A 23,844-nucleotide genomic window follows, 5' to 3' on the forward strand; every position below is an offset into this window, starting at 1 on the left:
AATCAGGTCGTACCAGCCATCATGTAAGGAGTAGGCGAAGCAAATGGCAGTTCACAACTATGACGTCGTGGTCATCGGCTCGGGGCCCGCAGGCGAGAGTGCCGCGATCAATGCGGCGAAACATGGCAAGCGGGTTGCCATTGTCGAGCGGCAGTCGTCCGTCGGTGGCAACTGCACGCACTGGGGAACGATTCCTTCCAAGGCGCTGCGGCATCAGGTCAAGCAGATCATGCAGTTCAATACCAACCGCATGTTCCGTGATATCGGTGAGCCGCGCTGGTTTTCGTTCCCCAAGGTGCTCGAGCGTTCTCGCGTGACGATCGACCAGCAGGTCGAACTGCGTACCAAGTTTTACTCGCGTAATCGCATCGATCTGTTTTTCGGCGTGGCACGCTTTCGCGACGAACATACCGTCGTCGTGCGGGACAATCATGAAGGTGCGGAAGAGCTCAGCGCTCCTCAATTCGTGATCGCCACCGGATCACGGCCTTATCGTCCGGCCGACGTCAACTTTCGTCACCCGCGCATTTACTGCTCGGACACCATTCTCGGCCTGTCGCATACCCCGCGGACGCTGATCATCTATGGCGCCGGGGTAATCGGCTCGGAGTATGCTTCCATCTTCTCCGGCCTGGGCGTCAAGGTCGATCTTATCGACACCCGCGAGCGCCTGCTCTCCTTCCTCGATGACGAAATCAGCGATGCGCTCTCCTATGAGCTGCGCAACAACGGCGTGCTGATTCGTCACAACGAAGAGTACCGTAGCGTCGAGGGCGACGAGGCCGGCGTGGTGGTCAACCTGGAATCCGGCAAGCGGCTTCGTGCCGACGCCTTCCTCTGGGCCAACGGTCGTACCGGCAATACCGACGATCTGGGTCTCGAGAACATCGGTCTCGAGCCCAACGGCCGCGGTCAGTTGCAGGTCGACGGCCACTACCGCACCCAGATCCCGCACATCTACGCGGTGGGCGACGTGATCGGCTGGCCGAGCCTGGCGAGTGCGGCCTACGATCAGGGGCGCAGCGCCAGCGATGAATTTCTCGGCGAGGATTTCCGCTTCGTCGATGATATTCCCACCGGGATCTACACCATTCCCGAGATCAGTTCCGTGGGCAAGACCGAGCGGGAGCTGACCGAAGCCAAGGTGCCTTACGAGGTCGCCCAGGCCTTTTTCAAGGATACCGCACGCGCGCAGATTACCGGCGACACGGCGGGCATGCTCAAGATCCTGTTCCATCGCGAAACGCTGGAAATCCTGGGGATTCACTGCTTCGGCGACCAAGCCTCCGAGATCGTCCATATCGGCCAGGCGATCATGCAGCAGAAGGGCGAAGCCAATACGCTACGCTACTTCATCAATACCACATTCAATTATCCCACCATGGCTGAAGCCTACCGAATCGCTGCCCAGAACGGTTTGAACCGACTTTTCTGAGTGGCCGGCCTGATCGTCGTTCGCCCCTGAATTGCAGCCTTGTTATCGAGGCTTCGCGAGTCAGGGGCGACGGCGTTTCTGGTGGCTCGTTTCCTGCAGGGTAGGGGAACGCTGACAATCCGCGTTGCGCCACCTGGGGCTGGGTAGCGGTCAGGCTTGCGGATCGTTGCTGCCGCTGTCAGTGTCCTGCTCGCGCTGCTTGTCGAGCGCGATCTGCAGCGCCGGGTTGCGATAGCGGTAGACGCGCAAGCTTTTCAGGAAGACATCGTCCTCCAGTCGCTGATCGGAACGGCGTGCACGGGTTCGCGTTGCTGGCGGCCGTACCGGTGGATCGTTGAGATGTGGCATCTTCAGCGCCGGGTCCGGAATGAACAGCGGCAAGGGCAGGTTCATGGCGCGTCGCATTCGACCATCCGCCAGCGCTTCGCGGAAGAAGAGATTCGCCCGCATCACCGGTGCCTGCTGCTGGATCTGCGCCAGTGGCTCGCCATCTGGTATATCGGCGAGCTTGCGCAGCTGGATCTGAATGTGGGATGCCGACAGGTCCATCTGCTTCAATCTGGCTTCCGCGTCGGCCACGCTCATGCGCTTGATCGAGCGGCCGCTGGTATACCACGCCAGCCTGATCCGCGATAGCGGCGCGTCGGCAATGGGCACCTGACGCCAGCACTGCTTGAGATGGAGGCGGGCGAGCCCTTGGCCACGCAGATGATCATGCAGCACCGGGTGCCGGAAAGGCAGCACAGCCTTGGCCTCGGTGATGAGTCGAGGGGCGGATTGGCGAATGCGTTTCAGCGTTGCGGCGAATCGCGCCTTGCCGAGGTTGACCGTCTGGACGGCTTCCATGATCGTCGGCGTTGCGACGACCACACCAATGTAATTGCGCGTCTCGCGGCCGTCCTGTCCGTCCTGATACCAGAAGTCGGTCAGTGCGCGGCGTAGCCATTGCGCATCGACCGTCGTCTCGCCCAATGCCCAGGCGGGTGTCGGATTGTTGGCATAGACCGTTGCCAGCTGTTCGACCGCCTCGATCAGACGATCGAAATCGGATTCCAGCTCGGCCAGCAAGCGATACTGCAGTTCCATGGGGCGTCTCCTGAAGACAGATATCGATTTATACCGTTATCTTTCTTGGTGCGTCTACCCATTGGCGATGTTTTCTTCCGCAAGGAAGCAAGGAAAAGAGGGGGCATGCAGAGAGAAGGTCGTCCAGGAAGAACGTCATTTAGAGAGGACGAGCATTTAGAGGGAATGATCGTCTAGAAAATCGACCGTCTTGCGCCGCTGCCATCGCCGGAACGATGGCAGCAGCGACGAACGCTATCAGCGATCGCGATAGCGGCGGGTCAGGTCGCCATAGGCGTCGATCCGTCGGTCACGCAGGTAGGGCCAGATGCGGCGAACATCTTCGCTGCGAAGCAGGTCGACCTCCACCAGCAGGTTCTGGCTTTCCTCGCCGCCATGGGCCAGCAGCTCGCCCTGGGGGCCGCAAACGAAACTGCCGCCCCAGAAGTCGATGCCTTCGCCAACGCCGGAGAGATCCGGCTCGTGACCGACCCGGTTGGCGACAATGACCGGCAAGCCGTTGGCGACACCATGCGAGCGCTGGATCAGGGTCCAGGCATCCTTCTGGCGCTGCTTTTCCGCCGTGTCGTCGGAAGGCGTCCAGCCGATGGCGGTGGGATAAAGCAGAAGATCCGCGCCTGCCAACGCCATCAATCGAGCCGCTTCCGGATACCATTGATCCCAGCAGACCAGCACGCCGAGGCGGCCGACGGAGGTGTCGATCGGCTCGAAACCCTGCTTGGCGTCTTCGTCGCCAGGCGTGAAGTAGAACTTCTCGTAGAAGCCGGGATCGTCGGGGATGTGCATCTTGCGATAATGACCGACGCGGCCCCGGGCGCGGTCCAGCACGATGGCGGTGTTGTGGTAGAGCCCCGCGGCGCGGCGTTCGAAGATCGAGCCGACGATGACGATATCCAGCTCGCGGGCCAGGGTCGCGAGCCGTTGGCCGGTCGGGCCATCCAGGGGCTCGGCCAGGTCGAACAGTTCGGTATCTTCGCACTGGCAGAAGTAGTGCGTCGCGTGCAGTTCCTGCAGCAGTACCAGTTCGGCACCTTGGGCGGCGAGCTCGCGGATACCGGCTTCGCTCGCTTCGAGACTGCGCTGCTTGTCTGGCCAGGCTTGCTGCTGGACCAGGCCGACCTTTAGCGTTCTGGACATGATCTCTCCTTAACCTGTATTTCGAACCGGCTCTTTGACTCGGCTTCTCGCCTCAGGTTTCCACTCAGCCCAAGGATAGCGAGGGATCGAGCGATCCGCGCGGCAACTGCATGGTCAGGCAGTGAAGGCTGCCATGCTGACGGATGACGGCGCGACAGTCGATCGGTATCACGTCGCGGCCGGGGAAGGCGCCGTCGATGACCTTGAGTGCTTGGAAATCCGCGGCATCGCCATAGGTCGGAACCAGGACGGCGCCGTTGATGATCAGGAAGTTGGCGTACGTTGCCGGCAAGCGGTGGCCGTCGTCCGGATCGAAGCAGGGCTTGGGCCAGGGGAGTGCCAGCAGGCGATAGGGCGAGCCGTCCTCGCGGCGGAGCGCCTTGAGTTCGTTCTCCATCGCCGCCAAGGCCTCGTAATGCGGATCCCGGGGATCGTCGCAACGCACGTAGGCGATCGTCGCCGGGTCGCAGAAGCGCGCCAGGGTGTCGATATGGCTATCGGTATCGTCGCCTTCGAGATGCCCGTTCTCGAGCCATAGCACGCGGGAGACGCCGAGCTGCTCGCCTAGGCAGGTCTCGATGGCGTCGCGGTCGAGGTCCGGGTTGCGATTGGGATTGAGCAGGCAGGCGCTGGTGGTGAGTAGCGTGCCCTCGCCATCGGTGTCGATGCCGCCGCCTTCGAGTACCAGCGTCTGCGATTCGACCGGTGCCGCGAATACCTGTCGGGATGCCAGCGCCCGAGTCAAGGCATCGTCCCGTTCGGCGGCGAACTTGCCACCCCAGCCGGTGAAGACGTAATCGAGCAACGTCAGGCGACCATCGCGTTCGACGGCGATCGGGCCGTGATCCCGGGCCCAGGTGTCGTCGCTCGGAGCCTCCACGAGATGCCAGCGCCGGGCGTCGATGCCCAGCGCGGTGAAACGCGCCGCCAGGCGTTCGCGCTGAGGCTCGTCGTGCACGACGACCAGCACCGGCTGATAGCGAGTGATGGCTACGACCATCGCTTCCAGCGTTGCCTCGATATGCTCGAGCAACGGTGCCCAATCGCTGGTCGGGGTCGGCCAGGTCAGTTGAATGGCATCCTGGGGGTGCCACTCGGGGAACAGACGCAGGGTCATGGTGTCTCCATTGCGCATAAGGGCCGATGTGCGTCAGAGCCGATGTCGAGGACGCGGCATTGTAGAGCCTGATCGCGGCGATGCAAGCAGGAGTCGCGCGTCGTCTCGACGCGGCGACGACGGCGCTCGCTACCGCTTTCCGGTGAGCGCCAGTGTAGCGTGGGCGACGCCGCTGGCAAGCCGAAGGTCGCCCGACAAACTGGCGTTTTCGGGAACCGACAAAACCCGTAACATGAGCCGCTGCTGACAAGGAATCCAACCTGATGCTCGACCGTTTACCCTTTCTGGTGGGCCTGAGATACGTCCGGGCCAAACGACGTAACCACTTCATTTCCTTCATATCGCTCACCTCGATGCTTGGCCTGGCCCTGGGGGTCGCTGTCCTTATCCTGGTGCTGTCGGTCATGAACGGCTTCGATCACGAACTGCGTACCCGCGTACTCGGCATGGTGCCGCATACCCGCATCGAACAGCAGGGCGGCATGCAGGACTGGAAAGCGCTGGCCGAGAAGGTCGACCAGCATCGGAATGTCGTCGCCTCGGCCCCCTACGTGCAGCAGCAGGGCATGTTCTCGGCCAGCGGACGCACCCAGGGCGCCATGGTCACCGGGGTTCAGCCGGAATACGAGCGTGACGTCTCGATCATCGATCAGCACATGCAGACCGGCTCGCTCGACGATCTCTCGGCCGGCAGCTGGCATGTCGTGCTCGGCTCGCTGCTGGCGCGCAATCTCGGGGTCGGCGTGGGGGACCGGGTGACGCTGCTGGTGCCGGAGGCATCGATCACGCCGGGTGGCGTGTTTCCGCGCCTGAAGCGCTTCACCGTCAGCGGAATCTTCAAGGTCGGTGCCGACCTAGATGCCAATCTCGCCTATGCCAATATCGAGGACATGCAGACACTCGCCCGCCTCGGCGACAAGGTCGATGGATTGCGTCTGGAGCTGGATGACCTGTTCAAGGCCGGGCCGGTGACACGGGACATCGTCTCGAATCTGGGTGCCGGTTATCGAGGCATGGACTGGACCTATACCCATGGCAACCTGTTCCAGGCGATCCAGATGGAGAAGCACATGATCGGTCTGTTGCTGATGGTGATCGTCGCGGTGGCGGCGTTCAACATCGTCTCGACGCTGGTCATGGTGGTTACCGACAAGCATGCGGACATCGCCATCCTGCGCACCATCGGCGCCAAGCCGAAGTCGATCATGGGAATCTTCGTCGTGCAGGGGCTGGCGATCGGCATCATCGGTATCGTGATCGGGGTGATTGCCGGCGTGATCCTGGCGCTGACGGTGTCCGACATCATTGCCTGGGTCCAGGCCGTCACCGGTATCCAGTTCCTCGATCCCAACGTCTATTTCATCAGCTACCTGCCGTCGCGGCTCGAGATGAGTGACCTGGGCGTGATCGTCTCCAGCGCTTTCGGACTGACCTTCCTGTCGACGCTCTATCCGGCCTGGCGAGCGGCACGTATCCAGCCGGCAGAGGTACTGCGTTATGAGTGAAGCCAATTTCCGGTCATCGTCTGCCAGCGGAGGCAACATCATGCTCGACTGCCGCCAACTCACGCGAACCTACAGCGAAGGCCCGCAGGATCTCACCGTGCTGGATCACCTGGACCTGCAGGTAAGAGCCGGAGAGAGAGTGGCCGTCGTCGGGAGTTCCGGCTCCGGTAAGACCACGCTGCTCAACTTGCTGGGCGGTCTGGATCGGCCCAATGGAGGCGAGGTCGTCATCGGCGGGCAATCGCTGGCGGGGCTGAATGAGTCGGCGCTGGGCAGCTTTCGTAACCGTTATATCGGTTTCGTCTATCAGTTCCACCATCTGCTGGCGGAGTTCACCGCGGCGGAAAACGTCGCTCTGCCGCTGATCATTCGCGGGCAGAGCCGGAAGGTCGCCGTGGAGAAGGCCCAGAAGCTGCTGGACCGGGTCGGCATGGCGCCACGTGGTGCCCACAAGCCCGGTGAACTGTCGGGCGGGGAGCGCCAGCGCGTGGCCATCGCCAGGGCGCTGGTCACCGATCCCAGTCTGGTATTGATGGACGAGCCGACGGGAAATCTGGATCAGACTACCGCGGCCAACATCCTCGCGATGATGGACGAGCTGGCGGCGACCACCGACTGTGCGTTCGTGGTGGTGACCCACGACATGTCGCTGGCGGCGCACCAGGATCGCACCATGCGTCTGGACAAAGGCCGACTGACCGCCGTATGAGCTGACGCAGCGAGTTGTCGCATGGCCTAAAGCTGACGCCGCTCTGGACGATCAACAGTCCAGGGCGGCGTTTTTTTGCGTCAGTGCGAAATCGCCAGAGGGGTCGGAGGCCGAAACGGTCGGAAACGACAGTCGAGCCGGCCGTCGGTTGGGGCAGTCGGGTCAGTCGATGGCGAGTTTAATGTTGTTGCCGGCGCTGGCGGCGTTTCGCGCGTCGCCGCCAGCTGCGGTAGATCTGGAAGCGCCAGATGAGCCGTACCAGAACGTTGCTGACGAGGGCCAGAACCAGGCCAACGAGCACCGAGCCGACCGCCAGCGGCAGAACGATGTGCGCCATCTGTTCGGCGATCCACATCGTGGTGATGTGATCCGGCACCTTGCGGGCCGGGTAGTCCAGCACCCATGCCCCCACGCGGTAGTTGAAATAGAAGACTACCGGCATCGTCAGCGGATTGGTCAGCCAGACCAGGCTGACGGATAGCGGCAGGTTGCCGCGAAAGCAGTAGGCGCCAAAGGCGGCCAGCAGCATCTGGCACGGGATCGGCAGCATGGCGGCGAACAGGCCGACCATGCAGGCGTTGGCAACGCTATGACGAGATAGCACCCACATCGCCGGATCGCCCAGCATATGGTGCATGAAACGCAAAGAGCGAGTGCGCTGCAGCCTCTCCTGGCTGGGAATGTAGCGTTGTAACCATCGACGAGACATGAGGCCGCTCGCTGAACGAAGAAGGCCCATTATCCATACAACTTCAAGGCCCCGCCATGTTAAGTCCGCTTATCGGGAATGCCGACGTTGATAGCGACTGATGCCGCGAGTCGGGTCGCCGTGCTGGCGAGACGCCCCGGCTGGGCGATGCCACTGGCACTGGCGGCGCTAGCCGGCTCGTTCGTCGGGTATCGAAGCGGGGGTGGGGAGTCGCTGTTCGGAATCCTGTCTGTCACGACCGCCGCCTCGCTGCTGGCGGTTGCGCTGTGGCGACGCTCGCTGTGGGGCGCGCTGACGGTTCTGGCCTTCCTGAGCTGCGCGCATCAGGTTGGCCAGCAGCGTGCGGGAGAATTTCCGGCATCGCTCGCCGGCCACGACTTCAGGCTGACGGGCCGAATCCATGCGCTGGATGTCGATCCGCGTCGGACGCGCTTTCGCTTCGAGGTGGATTCCTGTCGCCCCAGGGCTTCCGGCGACGTCTGTCCTGCCAGCACCCAACTGCGGCTGTCCTGGTATGACGCGCCTGCGCTCCACGAGGGAGAGCGCTGGCAACTGACCGCCCGTCTGCGTCAGCCGCTGGGATTCGCCAATCCGGATACCTTCGATTACGGCGGTTGGCTCTGGCGCGAAGGGATACAGGCGCTGGGTTACGTCCGCGACGACTCGCCGAAGCGGATGGCCACTGCTCTTTTTTCTCTACGGCAGGCCGCCCTGGATCGACTGGACGACGCCGACATCTCGCCGCTGGGCAAACGCTGGCTGGCGGCCTTGACGCTGGGCGCCGGCGAGCGTCTCGACGACGATGACTGGGACTTGCTGAACGCGACCGGCACGACCCACCTGATGGTCATCTCGGGGCTCCACATCGGTCTCGTGGCAGCGCTCTGCCTGTGGCTGTTGAGGCGCGTGGCGCGTCGGGTGCAGCCGTTGTCCTGGCGGATGACATCCTGGCCGTGGCTGGGAGCCGGGCTGGCGGCCTTCGCCTACGCGGGATTGGCGGGCTTCGAGCCACCGGCGGTACGGGCAGCGATCATGGCTGCAATCGGCCTGTGGGCGGCGAGCGGTCGTCATGCGCCCGGCTGGTGGCAGGCCTGGTGGCTGGCGCTGGGGCTCGTGGTGGTTGCCGACCCGCTGGCGCCGTGGCGTCCCGGGCTCTGGCTGTCGTTCGCGGCGGTTGCCGTGTTGATCCTCGCCTGGTCGGGCCGGCCCCGACCTTCGGGAGGGCGGGGGTGGTGTCTCGCGCTGCTGCGCAGTCAGTGGCTGCTGGCCCCGATCATGGCAGCGGCGGTATTGCTCGCCTTCGGACGGTTGTCGCCGCTGGCGCCGTTGATCAACCTGGTCGCGGTTCCGCTCGTGAGCAGCCTGATGGTGCCGCTGGGATTCGTCGGCTGGCTGTTCGCGATCTGGCCGACGTTGGCCGGTTGGGCCTGGTGGCCCTTCGATCAGTTGGCCAATGGGTTGGCTGGTGTCCTCGCGCAGGCCGCCGACAGTCTGCCGCTCTGGACGCCAAGCCCCTGGTGGCGCTGGCCGACCGCTGTCGCGCTGCTGCTGTGGGGGCTGCTCTGGCTGCTGCCGGGCGTGACACGACTGACGCGAGCGTGGGCCTGCCCGTCGCTGCTGGTTCTGGTGCTGCTGCTTCGGCCGCCCAGCCTGGACCGGGGGGAATTGGTCATCACGGTCTATGATGTCGGGCAGGGGCAACTGGTCGAACTTCAGACACGTGACCGACGCGTGCTGGTCGACACCGGGCCGCGCTTCGGATCGGGCTTCATGCCGGCCAGCCTGCTGTGGCCCGCCGGGCAGCGATTCGACGATGTCATCGTCACGCATAGCGACACCGACCATTCGGGCGGCATCGCCGCGCTGCGCCAGGATCATCGGGTCGAGCGCTGGTGGGCGCCCCGCGGCAACGATCTGCAGTTGCCATCGCGGCCTTGCGAGGCAGGCGGCGGCTGGCGGGACGAAGGCGTCTCCTGGCGGTTCCTGTCCCCGCCTGTCGGCGATATTGCCGCGAATGCCAATGACCGTTCCTGCGTATTGCTGGTCACTCAGGGCAAGCGCCATGTTCTGATTACCGGTGATGCCGGGGTGAATCGGGAGCGCGAGTTCGTCGAGACACTCGCGAGCGGGCCGCTCGAACATCGCCGGCTCGACGTGCTGGTGGCCGGTCATCACGGCAGTGCCACCAGTTCGTCCCAGGCGCTGGTGGCGGCGACGCGGCCCGCCGAGGTCATCTTCAGCAGCGGCCGCGGCAACCCGTTCGGTCACCCGGCGCCCTCTGTCGTCCAGCGGTTCATCGACGCCGGCAGCCGGGTCTGGAATACTGCCTATGATGGCGCTGTCCGGGTCACGCTGACCCCGTCCACGCGGGACGTTCACGCACAGCGTCATCCCGGTTGGGAGCGTCGGCTGGCTGTCGATGGCGGGGATGTTGGGGTAGAATCCAGCCCCTGAAAGCGCCCGCGCTGCACGATGACGAGCCGGCATCGATACCGCTTGCTCGACGCCTCGCCCGCGCGGCAGGCGCAGCGCCGGGAGCCAGACCCTTTTCCAGTCGAACGGAGTTACCGTGTCACAAGCTTCCAGTCTGGCGCTCTATCGACGTCTCCTAGAATACGTCCGCGTGGAATGGCGTTCCTTCGCCCTCGCCGTGGTCGGCTATGCCATCTATGCCGCCTCGAGCACGGCACTGGCGGAGATGATGAAGCGGCTGATCGACGGGATTCAGCAGCCGGATGCCGCCTTTCGCTACTTTCTGCCACTGTTCGTGATCGGCATGTTCGCGGCTCGCGGCATCGGTACCTTCCTGGGCACCTACTTCATGAGCAACGTGGCGCGTAACGTGGTGCACAAATTGCGCTGCAACGTCTTCAACCACATGCTGCACCTGCCCGGTCGCTTCTTCGACATGCACTCCAGCGGTCATCTCATTTCGCGAGTGACCTATCACGTCGAGCAGGTGACGGGGGCGGCCACCAACGCGATCACGATCATCCTGCGGGAAGGCCTGTTCGTGATCGGTCTGATCGGCTATCTGTTCTGGACCAACTGGTTGCTGACGCTGATTTTCATGGGCGTCACGCCGCTGATCGGGCTCGTGGTGCGCTACACCAGCAAGCGTTTCCGCAAGATCTCGCGGCGCATCCAGAATTCCATGGGTGACGTGACGCACGTCGCCTCCGAGGCGCTGACCGGTTATCGGGTGGTGCGCACACACGGGGCGGAAGAGTACGAGAAACGCCGCTTCGAAGCCGCGAGCAACTACAACCGTGAGCAGAGCATCAAGGAGGCGATGACCAAGGCGACCAGCACGCCGGTCATTCAGCTGCTGGTGGCGCTGGCGCTGGCGGGGCTCGTGTGGCTGGCGATGGCGCCGGAGCTGATGAATGCGATGACGCCCGGGGAGTTCGTCGCCTTCATCACCGCCGCGTCCCTGATGGCCAAGCCCATCCGGTCGCTGACCGACGTCAACAGCATCATCCAGAAAGGGCTCTCGGCCTCGCAGGAGCTCTTTGGTCTGCTGAGTCGGCCGACCGAGAAGGACGAGGGCGAGTACCTGCCGACTCGCCTGGAAGGGCGCGTACGTTTCGAAGGCGTGCGGTTTGCCTATGACGAAGATCAGCCGGAAGTGCTCAAGGGCATCGATCTGGACGTGCCCGCAGGCCAGATGGTCGCGATCGTGGGGCGTTCGGGAAGCGGCAAGTCGACCCTGATGGGATTGCTGCCGCGGTTCTACCAACCAACCGCCGGACGCATTCTGATCGACGATATCGATATCCAGGAGTACCAGCTGTCGCCGCTGCGCCAGCAGATCGGGCTGGTCTCCCAGCAGGTGACGTTGTTCAACACCACGATCGCCGACAACATCGCCTACGGCGTGCCCGATGCCAGTCGCGAGCAGGTCGAATCCGCGGCGCGGGCCGCCTACGCGCACGAGTTCATCGAACAACTGCCGAAAGGGTACGACACGCTGGTCGGCGACAACGGGGTCATGCTTTCCGGTGGCCAGCGCCAGCGTCTGGCGATCGCGCGAGCCATCTTCAAGGATGCGCCGGTACTGATTCTGGACGAGGCGACCTCGGCGCTGGATACCGAATCCGAGCGCTACATCCAGCGGGCGCTGGAAGTCGTCTGTCGTGACCGCACCACGTTTGTCATCGCCCACCGCCTGTCGACCATCGAGCGCGCCGATCGCATTGCGGTGATGGATCAGGGCAATCTCATCGAGAGCGGCACCCACGCCGAGCTGCTGGAAAAGGGTGGCGCCTACGCCTCCCTTTACCAGCTGCAGTTCCAGGAGGAGGCGTGACGCCGATCGAGCGCGCCTGGTATCGCGGATCGCGATGGCTGACGCTGCTGGCGCCGCTGGAAGCGCTTTACCGACAGATCGTCGTGCGTCGCCAAGAGGCCTACCGCGAAGGTCGTCGCGAGGTCTGGCAGCCGCCGGTCCCGGTGGTCGTCGTGGGCAATCTGTCGGTGGGTGGCACCGGCAAATCGCCGCTGGTTGCCTGGCTGGTGCGCTGGCTGACGGACAATGGCTGGCGGCCGGGCATCGTCTCTCGGGGGTACGGCGGCAAGGCCCCATCCTATCCGCTGGCGGTGACGAGCCAGACGCCCGTGGCGCTGAGCGGTGACGAACCGTTGATGCTGGCACAGCAGACCGGCGCGCCGCTGGCCGTCGATCCCGATCGGCCGCGGGCGGCACGCTGGCTCACCGAACATTCCCGTTGCAACATTCTGATCGCCGACGACGGTCTGCAGCACTACGCCCTGGGGCGATCGCTGGAACTGGTCGTCGTCGACGGCGTGCGAGGATTCGGCAATCGCCACTGCCTGCCGCGAGGCCCCTTGCGGGAACCGTTGCAGCGCCTGGCCGACGCCGACGCGCTGATCGGCAACGGCGGTACGGCATCGCTTGCCAGCACCGACGGTGAAGGCGTCCCGCGCTTTTCGATGACCCTCGTGCCGACGGCGTGGCGCCACCTGGTCAGCGGCGAGCGCTACTCGGTCGAGCAGCCGCCGTTCGGGCTCGATCGCCCCGTTGCGGCACTGGCGGGAATCGGGCATCCGCAACGATTCTTCGACACGCTCGAGGCGCTGGGCGTGCCTCATGAAGGGATCGCGTTCGGCGATCATCATCAGTTTTCCGTCGCCGATTTGCCCGCTGCCCCGAGAGTCGTGGTCATGACCGCGAAGGATGCGGTCAAATGTACCGGCTTCGCCGACGACCGTTGCTGGGTGCTGGATGTCGAGGCAGCACCCGAACCGGCCTTCGCCGAGTGGTGGGCCGAGCGAGTCGAGGGTTGGGCGCGATCCTAGGTGCTGTCTGAAAAGTCGACGAGCGAAGGCCAGGCAAGGCAAAAATCGGCGAAAGCGCGGATTTACGGGGTATAAATGAGCATTTTGACCGGGCTGGCGCTCCAGCCGATTTTTAACGCCGCATGGGCGAGCGCAGTACTTTTCAGACAGACCCTAGATACCCTCTCTTCTCTGCCATGTAAGCCTCACTGGCATGGAAGCCCCTCTGGAATGAAAGCCCCTCTGGCATGCAGGCGTCGATGGCGCGATCATGGTCGCAGATTTCCGCGGGTCGTTTTCGTCTGGCTCGTGGTGGCGTACACAGGCATCGTTGATAAGGAAGAATCATGGATAAGGAATTGATGGCAATGCTGATCTGTCCGGTCAGCCACAGTGAACTGACCTACGATCGCGAGCGTCAGGAGCTCAAGAGTTCGGTCAGCGGGCTGGCCTATCCGGTTCGGGACGGGATCCCGGTGATGCTGGAAAACGAAGCCCGTGTGATGTCGACCGAGGAGAAGCTCGGCAAGGCAGCGCCGGCACCATGAATGATTTCGTGGTGGTGATTCCTGCTCGGTATGGGTCCAGCCGCCTCCCGGGCAAGCCGCTGATGGACATCGATGGCTTGCCCATGGTCCAGCACGTGTGGATGAGAGCCAATGACAGCGGCGCCTCGCGTATCGTGATCGCGACCGACGACGCCCGCATCGAGCAGGCCGCCCGGGCATTCGGCGCCGAGGTGGTGATGACTCGCGATGATCACCCTTCGGGCACCGATCGCCTGGCCGAAGTGGCCGCCAGGCTGCAATTGCCTGACGAGACCATCGTCGTCAACGTGCAGGGTGACGAGCCGTTGCTGCCGGCCAGCGCGATCGACCGTGTCGCCGCGCGGCTCGCGGCGGACGGCCGGGCGTCCGTATCGACGCTGGCCGAGCCGATCCATGACGTGGATACGCTGTTCAACCCGAACGTGGTCAAGGTCGTCACCGACCTGACGGGGCGGGCGCTCTATTTCTCGAGGGCGCCGATTCCCTGGGATCGCAACGCCTGGAAGACCCAGCCGCCGACGCTGCTGGAGACGGATGCCTGGTTGCGCCATATCGGTCTCTACGCCTATCGCGCCGGATTCCTGGCCGAGTATGTCAATTGGCAGCCGGCACCGCTGGAGCAGCTCGAACAGCTCGAACAGTTGAGAGCGCTGCAGCACGGTCATCTCATTCAGGTGGCAACGGTCACGTCGTCGCTGCCTGGCGGTGTCGACACGCTGGAGGACTTGGAGCGCGTGCGTCAGCATTTTGCGCGACTAAGTGACGAGAAGCGGAGCGAGGCATGAGCGATTCGCGTCCCGAATGGCGAATCCTGTTCGTCTGCATGGGCAATATCTGCCGATCGCCTACGGCCGAAGGCATGCTGAGGAAGCGACTGGAAGATGAGGGTATCGCCGACCGCGTGGCGGTGGACTCCTGTGGTACCGGCGCCTGGCACGTGGGCCAGCCGCCGGACCCGCGCGCGCTCCGGGCCGCCACCGACCGGGGCATCGACCTTCGTGAATTGCGCGGGCGCCAGCTGACCGTCGAGGACTTCGAGCGGTTCGACGAGATCCTGGTGATGGACAGCGACAATCTCGCGGGCGCGCTCGCGCTGCAGCCGGCTGGCAGCCGGGCTCGCGTATCGCGCTTGCTGCATTACGCCGGGCAGCCCGATGAGGACGTGCCGGACCCCTATTTCGGCGGCGAAGCCGGGTTTCAGCAGGTATTGGACCAATTGGAAGACGCCGTGGAAGGGCTCGTGGCATCGTTGCGTCAGCGGCTGGGTATCCTCTGATGCGGGAAGCCGAGGTTGACGGTCTGGAGGTCGATCATGATCTCTCCGATGCCAATACGCTGGCGTTACCCAGCCGGGCAGCGCGTTTCTGGCGCGCCCGGACCGAAGGTGAGGTCGTGCAGGGGCTGCAATTGGCCAACGAGCACGGGTGGGAGATGACGGTGCTGGGCGGCGGCAGCAATGTGCTGTTGCCACGCCGTATCGAGGGGCTCACGCTGCGTGCGGATCTCGAAGACGTGTCGTTCGCGTCGGGTCGCGGCGATGCGGTTCATGTCGAAGTCGGTGCCGGGGTCGGCTGGCACGCGCTGGTCGAATCCTGTGTCGAGCGCGAGCTATGGGGAATCGAGAATCTTGCCTTGATTCCCGGATTGGCCGGCGCTGCGCCGATCCAGAATATCGGCGCGTACGGTGTCGAGATCGCCGACGTGCTGGATTGGGTCGAGCTCGTGGACCGGCGGGACGGCAGGCGGCATCGCCTGGATCGCGAGGCTTGCGAGCTGGGCTATCGCGATAGTGTGTTCAAGCGCGAGCTGGCGAATCAGGTCGTCATTACCCGGCTTGGTCTGACGCTCTCCTCGCGTCCCGCGCCCAGGCTCGATTACGGGGCGCTGAGTGAGCATGTGACCGCGCCTGCAAGCGCGCGGGATGTCTTCACGGCCGTCTGCGCCATACGTCGTGAGAAGCTGCCCGATCCTGCACATACGCCCAATGCCGGCAGCTTTTTCAAGAACCCGTTCGTCTCCGAGGCCCAGGCGTCTCGCCTGCTGTCACGGATGCCGTCGATGCCGCACTATCCGCAGCCGGATGGGCGGGTGAAGCTGGCCGCAGGTTGGCTGATCGATCAGTGTGGACTGAAAGGGTACCGGCAAGGCAGTTTTGGCGTTCATGATCGCCAGGCCTTGGTGCTGGTCCACTTCGGCGGCGGGACGCTGGAAGGGCTATTGGCCTTTGCCGACCAGATCGTTGAGGCCGTTCATGCCCGGTTCGAGGTGGCGCTGGAGCGCGAGCCGCGCTGGGTCGGGGAGCGCTCGGCCGGGTAGCGAGCGTGGTGACAGAGCAAAATGGCCGAGAGAGGTAACGTCCTCGAAGAGGCTAATCTCCCGAGACAGACGCTGGCGAGCGGCCAAGAAAAAGCCCAGACAATATTGTCTGGGCTTTTCGCTTTCTACGGCAGCTGTCGTGACCGATCAGCTATCGTTCTGGCCGGACTCGCGACGACGCTTTTCACGCGGGTCGTTGTGGGCCCGACGACGACGTGGCCGACGTGGCTCGCTGCTGCCTTCTTCGCCGGAAGCGTCGGCACTCGGCGTCTTGGCTGCCGACGCAGACTCGCTGGATTCAGCGTTGTCGGGTGTCGCATCTGCCGCTTGGTGGTCGCCGGCTTCGACCTGGCTGGATGCCGTGTCCGGTGTCGTCGGCTCGGTTGCTGCGGCGCTGGCGGTCTCGGAAGCCGGTGCCTGCTCCTGGGCCTCGGATGAAGCCGGCACGGCAGACGACAGCATGGTCGTGCCTGCAACCGGCGTTGCTGGCGCTTCCTGAGCCTTTTCTACGCCAGCTTCGCGCTCGGCCGCTGACTTCGCCTTCGCAACCGGCTCGTCCTTCTCGCCAGCAATTGCGCCTTCAGCGGCCGCCGCCGGTACGTCGGCGTTCGATATGCTGCCAGCGGCCGAGGATGCCGCCTTTTCCGGCTGCGGCGTACGATCACGCTTCTGACGAGACGATTCTTCGCGAGATTGCGCCGGCTTGGGCTCGGCTGGCGTCTCCGACGAAGAGGATTCGCTCGCTTGTGCCGCCGTTGCCTCCTGGCGGGGCCCTTCGGGTTTGGCGTCGTCAGCGGTCGTCCTGGTCGCGACATCGGGCTTACCGTCGCTTGGCGGCGTGGCAGGCGCTTCCGCGGGACGCTCGGCGGATTCCGCCGTCGTCTCGGCAACATCGGCGGCTGCGCTCATCGGCTGGCTGGCGGTCGGGGTGGCGTCCGCCTTGCCGACGTCTGCTTCCTGCCGCTGGGCAGTCTTGCTCGGCGCCGTGTCGGTCTGGTCAGCCTGGGGCTTCTCGGCGGCCAGTGGCTTTTCGGCAGCTACCGGCTTCCCGGCCGACTGCTCAACAGGCTTCGTATCCGCATTCGTATCTGCCTTGGGAGCCGCGGGCGTGGCCGTGGGCTTGTCGTCCTGTACCGACGGCTGCGGTGCCGTGGAGGCCTTGGTCTCGACGTTCGTCTTCGCCTCGTCGGTCGCCTTGGCTTCACCGGTTGCCTTGGGCTCAGCAGCCGTCTTTGCCTCGCCGGCCGTCTTGGCTTCGTCAGTTGCCTTGGCTTCGACTGCCTTGGCCTTGGCTTCAACCGAGTCGTCGGCTGCGGTCGGTGTCGCTGCCTCGGCCGCGCTGGTATCCGTCGGCGCCTCGGCCTGCAGACGCTGCTGCTCTTCGACCGCCGCCGGATTCAGCGCATGCTTGCGCGAGCGATTGCGCGGATTGTTGCGCGTGCGCTTCGGCTTGCTGTCGACGGCTTCCGTCGCGGCGGCTGGTGCCGTCTCGCGGGTCTCGGTGCGCGAAGGCTTGACGTCGCTGGACGGCTTGCTGCTGTCGGGCTTCGAGGTGTCGTTACGCCGATCGTTAGCTGTTTTATCGGCTTTTTCGGCCTTGTCGGCTTTTTCGACCTTATCGCTACTGCGGTTATCCGGGCGGCTCTCCTGCCGATTATCCTGGCGCGGCTGACGAGGCTGGCCCTGACGGTCGTCCTGGCTGCGGCGCCGGCGGTTATTACCTTGCCGATTGCCGTTGTCGTTGCGACTGTTGCCGTCGTTCCGGGAATTGCTGTCGCTACGAGCGTTGTCGGCGGTTTTGGCGTTGCCGTCGTTGCGCTTGGCGCCGCCGTCACGATCGTTCTTCTGGGAAGGCGAGCGCGACGGGCGTGAATTGCTCGCGCCGTTGCTGCCGCTGGCGCCGCCACGGGGCGTGCTCGTCGATTGGCCGCCGCTATTGGCGCTTTGGCCTCGCTGGCTGGCTGTGCCATTCGGCTTCGAAACTTCTTCGTCGGCACGGTGACGTCCGAACAGACCACGGAAGAGCTGCAGCAGGCCGCCGGAACTCTGACCCTGCTGAGAAGTCGCGGTGGACGGCGTCGGCGCACTGGGTGCACTCGGTACTTCCGGTACCTTCTCCGGCTCCTGGTGGAGCGAGTCCGGGGCAGGTGCGGTGTGCTGAACGGTCTGCACGGCGGCCTGAGTGCGCTGAATCGGCTTGGCGAGCGTCGTCTCCGGCTCCTTGAGCAGTTCGCTGTCGACGGAAAGTTCGAAGCTCGACTTGGTGTCGTCGCCGTCTTCGGAAACGTGATCATCGCGGAAACGCTGGACTTCGTAGTGCGGCGTATCCATTTCCGGATTCGGCAGCAGCAGAACCTTGACGCCCTGGCGGCGCTCGATGTCGGAGAGCACGTTGCGCTTCTCGTTGAGCAGATAGGTCGCCACGGGTACCGGCAGGATGGCGCGAATCTGGGCGCTGCGCTCCTTCATTGCCTCTTCTTCGATCAGGCGCAGGATCGACAGTGCAATGGAACGTACGTCGCGGATGGTGCCCTGACCATCACAGCGGGGGCAGACGACGCCGCTGGTCTCGCCGAGAGAGGGGCGCAGACGCTGGCGCGACATTTCCATCAGGCCGAAGCGCGAGATGCGGCCGATCTGGACGCGTGCGCGATCGAGCTTGAGTGCATCACGCACGCGATTCTCGACTTCGCGCTGATTGCGCGCGGGCGACATGTCGATGAAGTCGATGACGACCAGACCGCCAATATCCCGCAGACGCAGCTGGCGGGCGATCTCGTCGGACGCTTCCAGGTTGGTCTGCAGGGCGGTCTCTTCGATATCGGCACCGCGGGTAGCGCGTGCCGAGTTGATGTCGATGGAAACCAGCGCTTCGGTGTGATCGATGACGACCGAGCCGCCGGAGGGCAGTTTGACTTCGCGCTGATAGGCCGTCTCGATCTGGGATTCGATCTGGAAGCGCGAGAACAGCGGTACGTCGTCGGTGTAGAACTTGATCTTCTGCTGGTAGGACGGCATGACCTGGCGAATGAAGCTGAGGGCTTCTTCATGCACGTCCTTGCTGTCGATCAGCACCTCGCCGATATCCTGGCGCAGGTAGTCGCGCATGGCGCGAATGATGACGTTCGACTCGCGGTAGATCAGGAAGGGGGCCGGCCGCTTGACCGCTTCGGTCGTGATGGCGTCCCACACTTGCGCCAGGTAGTCGAGGTCCCACTGCAGCTCTTCCGGCGAGCGGCCGATACCCGCAGTGCGCACGATGACGCCCATCTTGTCGGGAAGCGTCAGCTGGCCCATGGCCTCCTTGAGCTGGCTGCGCTCTTCACCCTCGATACGACGAGAGATGCCGCCGGCGCGAGGATTGTTGGGCATCAGGACCAGAAAGCGGCCGGCCAGGCTGACGAAGGTCGTCAGCGCCGCGCCCTTGTTGCCGCGTTCTTCCTTGTCGACCTGGACGATGACTTCCTGGCCTTCCTTCAGGACTTCCTTGATGTTCGGCCGGCCTGACGGCTCCTTGGAGAAGTACTCGCGAGAGATCTCCTTGAGCGGCAGGAAACCGTGACGTTCCGCGCCGAAGTCGACGAAGGCCGCTTCCAGGCTGGGTTCGACGCGAGTGATCTTGCCTCGATAGATGTTGGCTTTCTTCTGCTCCCGGGCACCGGATTCGATGTCCAGGTCGTAAAGGCGTTGTCCATCGACGAGTGCGACGCGCAGCTCTTCGGGCTGTGTCGCGTTGATGAGCATTCTTTTCATACGGTCTCGCTAATTGAGCGTGCCGGTGGAAGGCGTGCTGCAATCGGCGACGACGAACCGCTAGCGGTCGTGCTGTGCTCGCGCACATGGGTGGAGCGACCCGGCAGGGCAAACAAGCGCGGCGTGTGTCAGAACGGGTTCAACGTGCAACACGTGCGAAACCCGCGTCAGGGACTCGAGGAGGAGGTCCGAAAATCGCTTGTCACGTGGCACGAAATGCCCATTGATGCGAGTTCGAGTCGACGCTCGTCGAGCCCAGTAACGTGCCTGCTCATTGCCATTACATCTTTGCTGTCGTTACCTGCTTTTATCGGGTGCTACACGAACATGGGTCGAGTACGAAACGGTGGCAGGACATGTCACGGTGCGCTTTTTCGTTGGCGCATCCGGTCCTGCAGACTGCCGTCTATATCACTTGGCATTGTTCGGTTCGGCGACGCCTTCCACTGGTACCTGTGGATTTTCCCGCGAGTCTGGCGAGCTGAGACTGTCAGTCGCGCCGTCGAGTCGAGGGTCTGGCGTTCCAAACGTGTTTTGATCATTCCAGCAGCCGTGAGCGGTAGGCTTCGTTAACTCTCTGGAAGATCGAGACATTTTTTCACTTCGGCCAGCGTATCCAGTGGCTGGCGCCTGAACGGGCAGAGCCCACCGAGTGAGCTCGCAATATAACAGTAATGCCGAGGCAGCGGCAATTGAGCTCGCGCTGCCGGTGCGGTGCGTTAGAATGGCGCCCGGCGGCGCGCGGGTGTCGCCATGGAGCGCTGTCGAGGGGAGTCAAGCATGGCCGAAGGCCAGGAAGTTCAGTTCATCGAGGTCAGCGAGTCGCAGCATGGGCAGCGAATCGACAATTTCTTGCGCACGCGGCTCAAGGGGGCGCCGAAGTCGTTGATCTACCGCATCGTTCGCAAGGGCGAGGTGCGCGTCAACAAGAAGCGCATCAAGGCGGATTATCGCGTCCAGGCCGGCGATGTCGTCCGTGTGCCGCCGTTGCGGCTGGCGCCGGAAAGCGCCGTCAAGGAAGCCAGCGAAAGCCTGCGTAACCTGCTGGCCGGCAGTGTCGTCATCGAAGGCCCTGACTGGCTGGTGATCAACAAGCCTTCCGGGCTGGCGGTACATGGCGGGAGCGGGGTCAAGATCGGACTGATCGAGGCGCTGCGCCAGGTGCGGGAAGACCTGGATTTTCTCGAGCTCGTTCATCGTCTCGACCGCGATACCTCGGGCTGTCTGCTGCTGGCGAAGAATCGTGAATCGCTGCTGTCTCTCAACACCGCGCTGCGCGAGCGTCGCATGGAGAAGGGCTATCTGGCGCTGGTCCAGGGGCGCTGGCCGGCGCGTCGCGATTACGTCAGTGCGCGGCTGGAACGCTATGACGCCGGTAACGGCGAGCGACGAGTGCGGGTGGATGACGGCGGCAAGGTGTCGCGGACGCGCTTCGCCGTGCGGGAAACGTTCCCGAAGGTCACGCTGGTCGAGGCGGAGCCGGTCACTGGTCGCACTCATCAGATTCGTGTTCATGCCGCTCATGCCGGTCACCCGCTGCTAGGCGACGACAAGTACGGCAGCGCCGAGGGAGCCTATCTTGCACGCTCCCTGCGCCTGGATCGGCTGTTCCTCCATGCGCTGACGCTGACTTTTCCTGACCCCAAGACCGGCCGTCTGGTGCAGGCGAGAGCGCCGCTGGAACCGGGATTGGAAAAGGTGCTGGAGCGTGCCCGTCATGGCGGTTGAAACGAGCGCGGTCGAAATGCTGCCGGGCCAGGCGTCCCGGCGCTGCCGTTATTCGCTGGTCATCTTCGACTGGGATGGCACTCTGATGGATTCCGCGGCGCGTATCGTCGCCTGCATGCAGGCCGCTGCGCGTGAACTGCAATGGCCGGTGCCGGATGATGCTGCCGTTCGCGACATTATCGGGCTAGGGCTGCCCGAAGCGGTCGCCGTACTGTTTCCGGGCGTGACGCTTTCGGAGCAGGATCGGTTGCGCGAAGTCTATGGTCACCAGTTTCGGGCCGTCGATCGGATACCGACGCCATTCTTTCCCGGCGTAGCCGAGGGTATCCGGCGCTTGCGGGATGATGCTGCATGCCGGCTGGCGGTCGCGACCGGGAAAAGTCGCCGCGGGCTGGATCGTGTCTTCGGTCACGAATCCTGCGGTAACTGGTTCGTTGCCAGTCGCACCGCCGATCTCACCCGCTCCAAGCCGCATCCTCTGATGCTGGAAGAGCTGGTGGCCGAGTGTGGCGTGCCGGTGGCCGAGGCGGTCATGGTCGGAGATACCGAATATGATCTGGAGATGGCCAGGGCCATCGGCATGGATCGCGTCGCGGTGACCTACGGAGTTCACGAGCGTCAGCGGCTGATGCGTAGCGAGCCGCAATTCGTTGCCGACGACTTTTCATCGGTCGTCGAGTGGCTGCTGGCTTGAGAGCGTCGTTGTCGGTATCGAGGCGATACCTGATCCCGCCGGCATGACGGATGCCGGGTCGCCACCGCGTGGTGGCATTCAGCAAGGAGAGGATAATAGATGAGCGACGAGCGACGGGATGACTGGACGCAGGGGCCTGAGCTGAGCCGGGAGGAAGTCGAGCGACGCCGGGCGGCAGCGTCTTCACGCGGTGACGAGTCGGCCAATGCCGACTCGGTGCGATTGGCCGAAGTGCAGATGATGGATCGCTGGATCGGCGGCGTCCTGAAAGAGCAGCGGCGATCACGACGCTGGAAGATCTTCTTTCGCCTGCTGTTCGCGCTGATCGTGATCGCGAGCCTCTGTCTGAGCGCCTATGCCATGTTCCTGGCGCAGGGGGAGGGAGCGTCTGCCAGCCGTCGCCATCTGGGTATCGTCGAGGTCAGCGGGCCCATCGATGCGAACGGCCAGGCCAGCGCGGAGCGCATCATCGAGGGCTTGCAGCAGGCCTGGCGGGCCTCGGACGCCGATGCCGTCGTGCTGCATATCAATAGTCCCGGCGGCAGCCCGGTCCAGTCGCAACGAGTCTACGACGAGATTCGCTATCTCCAGGGGCAGGGCGATAAGCCGATTCTGGCGGTGATCGAGGATATCGGTGCCAGCGGTGCCTACTACATGGCTTCGGCAGCGGATCGCATCTACGCTTCGCCAGCCAGTCTGGTCGGCTCCATCGGCGTCATCAGTGCCGGGTTCGGCCTCCAGGAGGCGATCGACAAGGTGGGCGTCGAGCGGCGGGTCTTCACTGCCGGTGAAAACAAGGCCTTCATGGATCCATTCTCCGAGATTTCACCGCCGCAGCGCGACTTCTGGCAATCGGTGCTGAACACCACGCATCGGCAGTTCATCGATGCGGTCAAGGCTGGGCGTGGCGACCGCCTGAGCGACGATCCTGCACTCTTCTCGGGTCTGATATGGACCGGTGAACAGGCAAAAGCGCTGGGGCTGGTCGATGACATCGGCAATCTCGAGCAACTGTCTCGCGCACGCCTGGGCGAGGTGAGTCTGAAGGACTACACGCCGTCGCTGGACCCCTGGGCGCTGGTCTCCGACAAGCTGACCAGCGCTGCCGCTCACTGGCTGGGGCTGAGCAACGGCGCCTCGCCCGTACGCTATCAGTTGCCCTGACCCGCGAGGGGGTTCAGCCCTGCCTCTCTCAGAAGTTCGCAGAGCTTGATGAGGGGCAGGCCGATCAAGGTGTTGGGGTCGTTGCCTTCGAAGCGCTGGAACAGTGCAATGCCGAGGCCTTCCATGCGGAAGCTGCCCGAGCTGTCGTAAGGCTGATCGCGGGAGACGTAGCTTTCGATCTCCTCGTCACTCAGGTCTCGGAACCAGACGTGGTAGGTGTCGTGCACGACACGATGACGCCCGGCGCCGGTGTCGATCAGGGCGAGACCGGTCATGAAGCTGACCCGGTGGCCCGAAAATCGGCGCAAATTGGCGCAAGCCGTATCGAAGTCGCCGGGCTTTCCCAGAATGTCTCCCTCGAACAGCGCCAACTGGTCGGAGCCGATGATCAGGTGATCGGGATAGTCGGCCGCGACCGCCTGCGCCTTGGATAGCGCCAGGCGGTGCGCCAGAGTGACGGCGTCCTCGCCGGCGCGCCGGGCTTCGTCGATGTCCGGTGCAGCCCATTGATAGGAGAGATCGAGCCGATCCAGTAGCTGGCGGCGATAGCGAGAGCTGGAGGCGAGTACCAGACGAGACATGGGCTTCCTCTTTGGAGTCGGATGGCTGTCGCGCCGGGCTTCCGGCCCGAGACCCGCAGTCGGC

General features: G+C 64.0%; 19 protein-coding genes. 13 read left to right on the top strand and 6 right to left on the bottom strand.

Going from position 1 to position 23,844, the window contains the following annotated elements:
* Positions 1-43 precede the first annotated feature (43 nt).
* Positions 44-1,435 carry a Si-specific NAD(P)(+) transhydrogenase gene (gene sthA, locus DOM32_RS02295; protein ID WP_071233091.1) on the top strand — a complete coding sequence of 464 codons (1,392 nt, stop codon included), beginning with the start codon at positions 44-46 and terminating at the stop codon, positions 1,433-1,435.
* Between the two features lie 150 nt (positions 1,436-1,585).
* Here sthA and DOM32_RS02300 read toward each other — a convergent pair whose 3' ends face one another.
* The 3 genes from DOM32_RS02300 to DOM32_RS02310 form a co-directional block, all read right to left on the bottom strand.
* A complete protein-coding gene (locus tag DOM32_RS02300; protein ID WP_244179766.1) occupies positions 1,586-2,521 on the bottom strand; it encodes a DNA replication terminus site-binding protein in 936 nt (311 codons plus the stop codon).
* 237 nt (positions 2,522-2,758) lie between these two features.
* A complete protein-coding gene (locus DOM32_RS02305) occupies positions 2,759-3,658 on the bottom strand; it encodes a carbon-nitrogen hydrolase (protein WP_087719830.1) in 900 nt (299 codons plus the stop codon).
* A gap of 64 nt (positions 3,659-3,722) precedes the next feature.
* Positions 3,723-4,775 (bottom strand): agmatine deiminase family protein, encoded by a 1,053-nt coding sequence (locus DOM32_RS02310; protein WP_071233085.1) that lies wholly within the window; start codon positions 4,773-4,775, stop codon positions 3,723-3,725.
* Positions 4,776-5,038: 263 nt separating this feature from the next.
* Here DOM32_RS02310 and DOM32_RS02315 point away from each other — a divergent pair, with 263 nt between their 5' ends.
* A complete protein-coding gene (locus DOM32_RS02315; RefSeq protein WP_110630794.1) occupies positions 5,039-6,280 on the top strand; it encodes a lipoprotein-releasing ABC transporter permease subunit in 1,242 nt (413 codons plus the stop codon).
* A complete protein-coding gene (locus tag DOM32_RS02320; RefSeq protein ID WP_071233082.1) occupies positions 6,273-6,989 on the top strand; it encodes an ABC transporter ATP-binding protein in 717 nt (238 codons plus the stop codon). Before DOM32_RS02315 ends, DOM32_RS02320 begins: the two co-directional genes overlap by 8 nt.
* 178 nt (positions 6,990-7,167) lie before the next feature.
* Here DOM32_RS02320 and DOM32_RS02325 read toward each other — a convergent pair whose 3' ends face one another.
* A complete protein-coding gene (locus DOM32_RS02325) occupies positions 7,168-7,698 on the bottom strand; it encodes a DUF2062 domain-containing protein (RefSeq protein ID WP_071233080.1) in 531 nt (176 codons plus the stop codon).
* A gap of 87 nt (positions 7,699-7,785) precedes the next feature.
* Here DOM32_RS02325 and DOM32_RS02330 point away from each other — a divergent pair, with 87 nt between their 5' ends.
* The 7 genes from DOM32_RS02330 to murB all read left to right on the top strand — a co-directional run bounded on the left by DOM32_RS02330 (position 7,786) and on the right by murB (position 15,860).
* On the top strand, positions 7,786-10,152 hold the full coding sequence (locus DOM32_RS02330) for a DNA internalization-related competence protein ComEC/Rec2 (protein WP_244179767.1): 2,367 nt from the start codon (positions 7,786-7,788) through the stop codon (positions 10,150-10,152).
* Positions 10,153-10,267: 115 nt separating this feature from the next.
* Positions 10,268-12,007 (top strand): lipid A export permease/ATP-binding protein MsbA, encoded by a 1,740-nt coding sequence (gene msbA / locus DOM32_RS02335; protein ID WP_071233077.1) that lies wholly within the window; start codon positions 10,268-10,270, stop codon positions 12,005-12,007.
* Entirely contained in the window at positions 12,004-13,017 is a 1,014-nt protein-coding gene (gene lpxK, locus DOM32_RS02340) for a tetraacyldisaccharide 4'-kinase (protein ID WP_110630798.1), read from the top strand. Before msbA ends, lpxK begins: the two co-directional genes overlap by 4 nt.
* 326 nt (positions 13,018-13,343) lie before the next feature.
* Positions 13,344-13,544 (top strand): Trm112 family protein, encoded by a 201-nt coding sequence (locus tag DOM32_RS02345; protein ID WP_208625283.1) that lies wholly within the window; start codon positions 13,344-13,346, stop codon positions 13,542-13,544.
* Positions 13,541-14,329, top strand: a complete 789-nt coding sequence (kdsB, locus tag DOM32_RS02350; protein WP_110630802.1) for a 3-deoxy-manno-octulosonate cytidylyltransferase — start codon at positions 13,541-13,543, stop codon at positions 14,327-14,329. Before DOM32_RS02345 ends, kdsB begins: the two co-directional genes overlap by 4 nt.
* Entirely contained in the window at positions 14,326-14,820 is a 495-nt protein-coding gene (locus DOM32_RS02355; protein ID WP_110630804.1) for a low molecular weight protein-tyrosine-phosphatase, read from the top strand. The genes kdsB and DOM32_RS02355 overlap by 4 nt, the downstream gene beginning before the upstream one ends.
* A complete protein-coding gene (gene murB, locus DOM32_RS02360) occupies positions 14,820-15,860 on the top strand; it encodes a UDP-N-acetylmuramate dehydrogenase (RefSeq protein WP_110630807.1) in 1,041 nt (346 codons plus the stop codon). The genes DOM32_RS02355 and murB overlap by 1 nt, the downstream gene beginning before the upstream one ends.
* A gap of 147 nt (positions 15,861-16,007) precedes the next feature.
* On the opposite strand, the gene rne is transcribed toward murB, so the two are convergent.
* Positions 16,008-19,613, bottom strand: coding sequence for a ribonuclease E (gene rne, locus DOM32_RS02365; protein ID WP_110630809.1), 3,606 nt, complete (start codon positions 19,611-19,613; stop codon positions 16,008-16,010).
* Positions 19,614-20,393: 780 nt separating this feature from the next.
* On the opposite strand from rne, the gene DOM32_RS02370 reads away from it, so the two are divergent.
* The 3 genes from DOM32_RS02370 (at position 20,394) to sppA (ending at position 23,199) form a co-directional block, all read left to right on the top strand.
* Entirely contained in the window at positions 20,394-21,341 is a 948-nt protein-coding gene (locus tag DOM32_RS02370; protein WP_071233066.1) for an RluA family pseudouridine synthase, read from the top strand.
* Positions 21,331-22,035 (top strand): HAD-IA family hydrolase, encoded by a 705-nt coding sequence (locus tag DOM32_RS02375; RefSeq protein ID WP_244179768.1) that lies wholly within the window; start codon positions 21,331-21,333, stop codon positions 22,033-22,035. The genes DOM32_RS02370 and DOM32_RS02375 overlap by 11 nt, the downstream gene beginning before the upstream one ends.
* Positions 22,036-22,134: 99 nt before the next feature.
* Complete coding sequence (gene sppA, locus DOM32_RS02380; protein WP_071233065.1) at positions 22,135-23,199, top strand: signal peptide peptidase SppA; 1,065 nt, start codon at positions 22,135-22,137, stop codon at positions 23,197-23,199.
* Here the strand turns inward: sppA and DOM32_RS02385 are convergent.
* On the bottom strand, positions 23,187-23,780 hold the full coding sequence (locus DOM32_RS02385) for a Maf family protein (RefSeq protein ID WP_071233063.1): 594 nt from the start codon (positions 23,778-23,780) through the stop codon (positions 23,187-23,189). The two genes, sppA and DOM32_RS02385, sit on opposite strands and share 13 nt — an antisense overlap.
* Positions 23,781-23,844 lie beyond the last annotated feature (64 nt).

Origin of the sequence: Salinicola salarius, assembly GCF_003206135.1 — a bacterium.
Taxonomy (GTDB): domain Bacteria; phylum Pseudomonadota; class Gammaproteobacteria; order Pseudomonadales; family Halomonadaceae; genus Salinicola; species Salinicola salarius.